The organism is Bifidobacterium apis (assembly GCF_036986835.1).
In the GTDB taxonomy this organism is placed as follows: Bacteria; Actinomycetota; Actinomycetes; order Actinomycetales; family Bifidobacteriaceae; genus Bombiscardovia; species Bombiscardovia apis_A.
Map to the genome: position 1 here is coordinate 948,403 of NZ_BTXD01000001.1, position 6,155 is coordinate 954,557.

The 6,155-nt window shown below is 61.5% G+C and carries 6 protein-coding genes; 5 read left to right on the top strand and 1 reads right to left on the bottom strand.

Features of this window, described 5'->3' with window-relative positions; all coding sequences use genetic code 11:
- The 5 genes from sufC to AACP62_RS03940 all read left to right on the top strand — a co-directional run bounded on the left by sufC (position 1) and on the right by AACP62_RS03940 (position 4,861).
- The gene (sufC, locus tag AACP62_RS03920) at positions 1-780 is read left to right on the top strand and encodes a Fe-S cluster assembly ATPase SufC (protein WP_045924505.1); all 780 of its coding nucleotides are present in this window, start codon (positions 1-3) and stop codon (positions 778-780) included.
- A 21-nt stretch (positions 781-801) separates the two neighbouring features.
- A complete protein-coding gene (locus AACP62_RS03925) occupies positions 802-2,076 on the top strand; it encodes a SufS family cysteine desulfurase (RefSeq protein WP_198205391.1) in 1,275 nt (424 codons plus the stop codon).
- A 60-nt stretch (positions 2,077-2,136) separates the two neighbouring features.
- Positions 2,137-2,724, top strand: coding sequence for a Fe-S cluster assembly sulfur transfer protein SufU (gene sufU, locus AACP62_RS03930; protein ID WP_198184313.1), 588 nt, complete (start codon positions 2,137-2,139; stop codon positions 2,722-2,724).
- Complete coding sequence (locus tag AACP62_RS03935; RefSeq protein WP_198184312.1) at positions 2,721-3,443, top strand: metal-sulfur cluster assembly factor; 723 nt, start codon at positions 2,721-2,723, stop codon at positions 3,441-3,443. Before sufU ends, AACP62_RS03935 begins: the two co-directional genes overlap by 4 nt.
- A 101-nt stretch (positions 3,444-3,544) precedes the next feature.
- Entirely contained in the window at positions 3,545-4,861 is a 1,317-nt protein-coding gene (locus AACP62_RS03940; RefSeq protein ID WP_029678570.1) for a uracil-xanthine permease family protein, read from the top strand.
- 183 nt (positions 4,862-5,044) lie between these two features.
- Here the strand turns inward: AACP62_RS03940 and AACP62_RS03945 are convergent, their stop codons facing one another.
- Entirely contained in the window at positions 5,045-5,911 is an 867-nt protein-coding gene (locus AACP62_RS03945) for a TrmH family RNA methyltransferase (protein WP_029678571.1), read from the bottom strand.
- Positions 5,912-6,155: the final 244 nt, after the last annotated feature.

Consider the following 6,155-nt stretch of genomic DNA (forward strand, 5'->3'; position numbering starts at 1 on the left):
ATGTCCACATTGGAAATCAAGGATCTGCACGTCTCAGTGGAGACCAAGGAGGGTCGCAAGCAAATCCTCAAGGGGGCCACGCTGACCGTCCACTCCGGTGAGACCCACGCCATCATGGGGCCCAACGGGTCGGGCAAGTCCACCCTGGCCTACACCCTGGCGGGTCATCCCAAGTATGAGGTGGATTCGGGCCAGGCCCTGCTGGATGGGCACGATCTGCTCAAGATGACCCCGGACGAGCGGGCCAAGGCCGGACTCTTCCTGGCCATGCAGTATCCGGTCGAGGTGCCGGGTGTGTCCATGACCAACTTCCTGCGTACCGCCAAGACCGAGGTCGACGGCAAGGCCCCGGCCATCCGCCAGTGGACCAAGGATCTGAACGATGCCATGAAGCGGCTGCGCATGGATTCCAAATTCGCCCAGCGCTCGGTCAACGAGGGCTTCTCGGGCGGCGAGAAGAAGCGGGCCGAGGTCCTGCAGCTGGAGCTGCTCAAGCCCAAGTTCGCCATCCTGGACGAAACCGACTCCGGGCTGGACGTGGACGCTCTGCGCATCGTCTCCGAAGGGGTCAACAGAGCCAAGGAGAACACCGGCATGGGCGTGCTCATGGTCACCCACTACACCAGGATCCTCAAGTACATCAAGCCTGACATCGTCCATGTCTTCGCCGACGGTCGCTTCGTGAAGACCGGCGGTCCCGAGCTGGCCGACACCCTGGAGGAGACCGGGTACGACCAGTACCTGCCCGAGGGCGCCAACTCGGAATCAGCCCTGGCCTGAGGATAAGAGAAGGGGTCCGCAATGGTCATTGATGACAGCATTCGGCAGCAGTTTCCGATTCTGGACCAGCAGGTGCATGGCCACCCCCTGGTCTATCTGGATTCGGCAGCAACGGCTCAGAAGCCCCTGGCGGTCATCGATGCCGTTCGGGACTTCTATCTTAAGGACAACGCCGGGGTGCACCGGGGCGCCCACGAGTTGGCCGCCCGCAGCACCATGGCCTTCGAGCATGCCCGCTCACGCGTGGCCGCCCTGGTCGGCGCGGAGGGCCAGGAAGGCGGCGAGGAGATCGTGGTCACCTCCGGGGCCACGGCTGCTCTGAACCTGCTGGCCACCGCCTTCGGCAATGCCAGCCTGGGTCGTGGAGGCAAGGCGGCCCGTCGATTCGCTCTGAAGCCCGGGGATGAGGTCGTGGTCAGCAAGGCTGAGCATCACTCGGTCCTCCTGCCCTTCCAGGAGCTTTGCTACCGGACCGGGGCGGTCCTCAGGTACTTCGATCTGGATCCGGAGGGCCGCGTTCTGGCCGATACTGCCGATCAGGTCATTACGGAGCGGACCAAGGTGGTCGCCGTCACCCACGTCAGCAATGTGACCGGTGCCATCACAGACATCAAGCCCATCGTCCGCCGTGCCCACCAGGTGGGTGCCCTGGTGGTGTTGGATGTTTGCCAGTCAGTGCCTCATCTGCCTGTGGACCTGCACGCCATGGACCTGGACTTCGCCGCCTGGAGTGCCCACAAGATGTATGGCCCCACGGGCGTTGGCTTCCTTTATGGCCGCCGAGAGCTGCTGGAGGCCCTGCCTCCTGCTTCGTTCGGCGGATCCATGGTGGAGCTGGCCTATCTGGACCGTCCAGCCAGCTACATGGATCCTCCTGCCCGGTTCGAGGCCGGCACACAGCCGGTGGCACAGATGATTGGGGCTGGTGCGGCTGCCGATTGGCTGATGAATTTGGGCATGGAGAATGTGGCCGAACACGAGAAGGTCATCACTGCCGGTCTGTTGAGGCTGGGGGAGTTGGACGGAGTACGCATCCTAGGACCGACCACCCCAGAGGACCGGATCGGCACGGTCGCCTTTGATGTGCAAGGTGTTCATCCCCATGACGTGGGCCAGTATGTGGATTCGCGGGGCATTGCCATCCGCGTAGGGCACCACTGCGCCCAACCGGTGCATCGTCACTTTGGCTTGATGGCATCCAACCGGGCCTCGACCGGCGTTTACAATACCGTGGCCGACACGGATGCCCTGCTGGATGCCGTCTCTGGAGTCCGCAAGTTCTTCCGAGTGGCCTGAGGGCATTCACCGGCAGCGCATAGACGGATTTAGCAAGGACATACTGGTAGGTTTAAGGACATGGCGGATTTCGGGATGGATGACGAGGAACTGGAGCAGATGTACCAGGAGGTGATCCTGGACGCCGCCCGGAAACCTCACGGACGTGTAGGAGATCAGGCTGATGCGGGGGAGGACCCGGATGGTGACGGCGTGACCATCCGGGTGGAGCACGAGGCCTGCCTGGCAGCCGAGTCCCATCAGTTCAATCCGACCTGCGGGGATCAGGCCACCATCCATGTGGAAGTGGCGCCTGGCGAGCAGGGCGGCCCCGATCTCATCCAGCGAATCGTCTGGCAGGGTTCAGGCTGCTCCATCAGCCAGGCCAGCCTGTCCATCATGGTGGACCTGGTTCAGGGGCAGACCGTTGATCATGCCTTGGACCTGGCTGCCGACTTCCGCAAGCTCATGGAATCGCGTGGAGCTGGACTCGAGGACGAGCAGGTCCAGGACGCTCTTGGCGATGCCATGGTCTTCCAGGGCGTGTCCAAGTACCCCATGCGAATCAAGTGCGCCCTGTTGGGCTGGGAGGGCATGAAGGCCTCGGTAGCCCAGGCTCTGTCAGCTGGAAAAGAAGGCAACAAAGGTGAGAAGGAGGAGCAGGTATGAGCGATAATACGAATCTGGTGCCCGAACCCCAGGACTCTATCCTGGCCTCAGTGGGCAGAGCCATCAGCGATCCCGGCACGGCACAGGCGCTGGCCAGCAATCCCTTGGGTGCTGAAAGGGTTCTGAAGTCGGCCGAGGGTGGTTCCATGCGTCAGGTCGATGGCCAGGCGGACAAGAAGCCCGATATGACCAAGTCCGACGATCAGCCTGCCGACCACGATGCCCCTGACGCTTCCGCTGAAAGTTCAGCGACGGTTCAGGGTTCGAATGATGAATCCTCGACTAGTGCCTCAGCCGCCAATGGTGAGAAGGCTGCGGATCAAAATGCCGCTGATGCCGAGGCTGCCGCTGAGGAAGCCATCCCTCTGAAGGCCGTCGACGACATAGGCCGGGCCACCGCCGAGGATGTCAGGGAGGCCCTGCACCAGGTCATCGATCCCGAGCTGGGCATCGATGTGGTCGACCTAGGGCTGGTCTATGGCATAGAAATCGACGAATTGGGACGAGCCATCATCACCATGACCCTGACCACGCCGGCCTGCCCGCTGACTGATCTGATTGAGGACCAGTGCGCCAGCGTCCTGGCGGGCCTGGTCGAGGAGTTCCGCATCGACTGGACCTGGTCGCCGCGCTGGACTCTGGACATGATTACTCCTGAAGGGCGCGAGCAGCTGGCCGCCATCGGCTTCAACTTCGATAATATGCCCACCTATCAGTGAGACCATCCTCCCGGTAGACTATCCCGGGTCCTCCCATGCGAATATACTGATGTTTCCGGTCCGCCGTGACCGGCACGGCGCATGAGAGAAAGCACAGTGAAATGGCATTGTCCATGGGCTGGAAACTGCATGGGGACGGGAAAACATTGGCTCCGGGCGAAGTGGTGGAACCCGATGAGCGACTCACATGGCCACGTACGGCGGGAATCGGTGCCCAGCATGTCATCGCCATGTTCGGCTCCACATTCCTGGTTCCTATTCTGACGGGCTTCGACCCCTCTACAACCCTCTTCTTCACGGCCATGTCCACGGCCCTCTTTCTGCTGATCAACCGTAACCGTCTGCCCTCTTACCTGGGCAGCTCCTTCGGCTTCATCGCCCCGGTTCTGGCGGTGACCACCGCCCACAAGGGTCTGGCTGTGGCCTCCTTCGGAATCATGGTCACCGGCGCCCTGCTCTTCCTGATCGGCCTGATCGTCCACTTTGCCGGCTCGCGATGGATCGATATGATCATGCCGCCGGTGGTCAACGGTGCCATTGTGGCCATCATCGGCTTCAACCTGGCTCCCTCGGCATGGAAGAACTTCAAGTCGGCCCCGCTGACCGCCCTGGTCACCCTGGTGGCCGTCATGCTGATAGCAGTCCTCTTCAAGGGTCTGATCGGCCGTCTCAACATCCTTCTAGGTGTCATCGTCGGCTACATCTTCGCGGTCACCCAGGGGCAGGTCGACTTCGCGGCTGTGGAAAAGGCCGCCTGGTTCGGTCTGCCTCACTTCCACACACCTCAGGCCGACCCATCCGTCCTGGCCATGTTCATCCCCGTGGTGCTGGTCCTGGTGGCCGAGAACATCGGTCACGTCAAGTCGGTGGCCCTGATGACCGGCCGCGATTATGACGATCAGATCGGCACCGCGCTGATGGCCGACGGACTGGGCACCACGCTGGCCGGACTGGGCGGAGGCTCGGGAACCACCACCTATGCAGAGAACATCGGCGTCATGGCCGCCACCAAGGTCTACTCCACGGCCGCCTACTGGTGCGCCGCCATTTTCGCTTTCCTGCTCTCCCTCTGCCCCAAGTTCGGAGCCATCATCAACACCATCCCCACCGGCGTTCTGGGCGGGGTCACCACCATGCTCTACGGCATGATCGGCATGCTGGGCATCCGCATCTGGGTTGAGAACAAGGTGGACTTCGGCAAGTCCGTCAACATGACCGTGGGTGCCGTCGTCATGATCGTGGGCATAGCCGACTTCACCTTTGCGGTTGCCGGGGTCAGTTTCAACGGCATCGCCATCGGCTCTGTGGCTACGCTGGTCATGTACCACGGTCTCAAGGCCATCGGCCGCTGGCGGGGAACCATCGACCCTGACGACTACATTCATGAGGATTCGCAGGCCGTCTCCCAGCAGAGCTGATTGCGCCTGGGTTGCCAACCTTCCTTGGTTACTTGACACGCGAACTTTGGTCTGTTGCCAAGTATTGCCTGATGTTAATGGTTACCCGATATTGAGCCATGAAGTGAATAAACTCAGGTCAGCAGGAATTTGCTACGCAGCAGAGGGCCCAGTTGGTTGGTTGGTGCAGCCAGCTGGCAAGGCTCAGCTACCATGCTGGGGTCTGGTTGCGTAGAAGGCTACGGCGCTTGAGGCGGCCACATTCAGGCTGTCCACCTCGTGGCTCATGGGGATGCGCACGGTCAGGTCCGCTCGGGCAATGGTCCTGTGGCTTAGCCCATCGCCTTCGGTACCAAATATTAGGGCCAGGCGATCGATCTGGTCGGGCCCAGGCCCCAGCCGCTCCGTCAGTTCATCCAGGCTGATGGCATCCCGGTTCAGGGCCATGGCTGCCGTGGTGAAGCCCAAATCGTGTAGTTGGTACATGCCCTGGTCGGGCCAGGCGTGGACGTCGTCGCCACCAATCCTGGTCCAGGGAACCTGAAAGACAGTGCCCATGGAGACCCTTGCAGCCCTGCGGTAGAGAGGGTCAGAGCAGGAAGGGGTTACCAGTACCGCATCCACCTGCAGGGCTGCCGCTGAACGCATCAGTGCGCCGATGTTGGTGTGATCAACAATGTTCTCCATGACGGCCACCCGCCTTGCCGAGCGGCAAACCTGCTCCACAGTGGGCAGAGGCCAGCGCCTCATGGCGGCTAGTGCGCCCCGATGCAGCCGGTAGCCGGTGATGGCTTTGAGCTGCGCTGGGCTGGCGACGTAGACGGGAATGTCGGGTCCGAAGGTTGCGTCCACCTGGTCGAACATGGAATGCATCCCCTCCAGCCAGGGCTCTTCCACCAGGAAGGAGATAGGCTCAACCCCGGCATCCAGGGCGCGGGCGATGACCTTGGGGGACTCGGCGATAAACAGGCCCTTGGCGGGTTCCAGGCGGTTGCGCAGCTGAGGCTCGGTCAGCCTGGTGTAAGCCTCGATTCTGTCATCCTCGATGGAGTCGATTCTCACCTTGAGCACGCCTTCAGTTCCTCCTTCTGGTCCTGGTAACAGCATAGGCGGCGCGACCGAAAACCGAGCATGAGACATTTTCGATGGAGAGCTCGAATAATAGGTCAGAAAGAGCCGTACCGATCAGGGCTATAGGAACTAAACGCGTTGTTTATGTTGGGGGTTTGGCCTTGTGGCTGTAAGCGTGTTGGGTGGTTGTTAATAGGTCGGGTTGTTAATAGGGGTCTTGCAGGGGTGCCCGTTCCTGTTCGAT

Bases quoted from the DNA above. Each gene is read 5' to 3' on its own strand.
- sufC (WP_045924505.1), top strand. From the start codon at position 1: ATGTCCACATTGGAAATCAAGGATCTGCACGTCTCAGTGGAGACCAAG.
- AACP62_RS03925 (WP_198205391.1), top strand. From the start codon at position 802: ATGGTCATTGATGACAGCATTCGGCAGCAGTTTCCGATTCTGGACCAG.
- sufU (WP_198184313.1), top strand. From the start codon at position 2,137: ATGGCGGATTTCGGGATGGATGACGAGGAACTGGAGCAGATGTACCAG.
- AACP62_RS03935 (WP_198184312.1), top strand. From the start codon at position 2,721: ATGAGCGATAATACGAATCTGGTGCCCGAACCCCAGGACTCTATCCTG.
- AACP62_RS03940 (WP_029678570.1), top strand. From the start codon at position 3,545: ATGGCATTGTCCATGGGCTGGAAACTGCATGGGGACGGGAAAACATTG.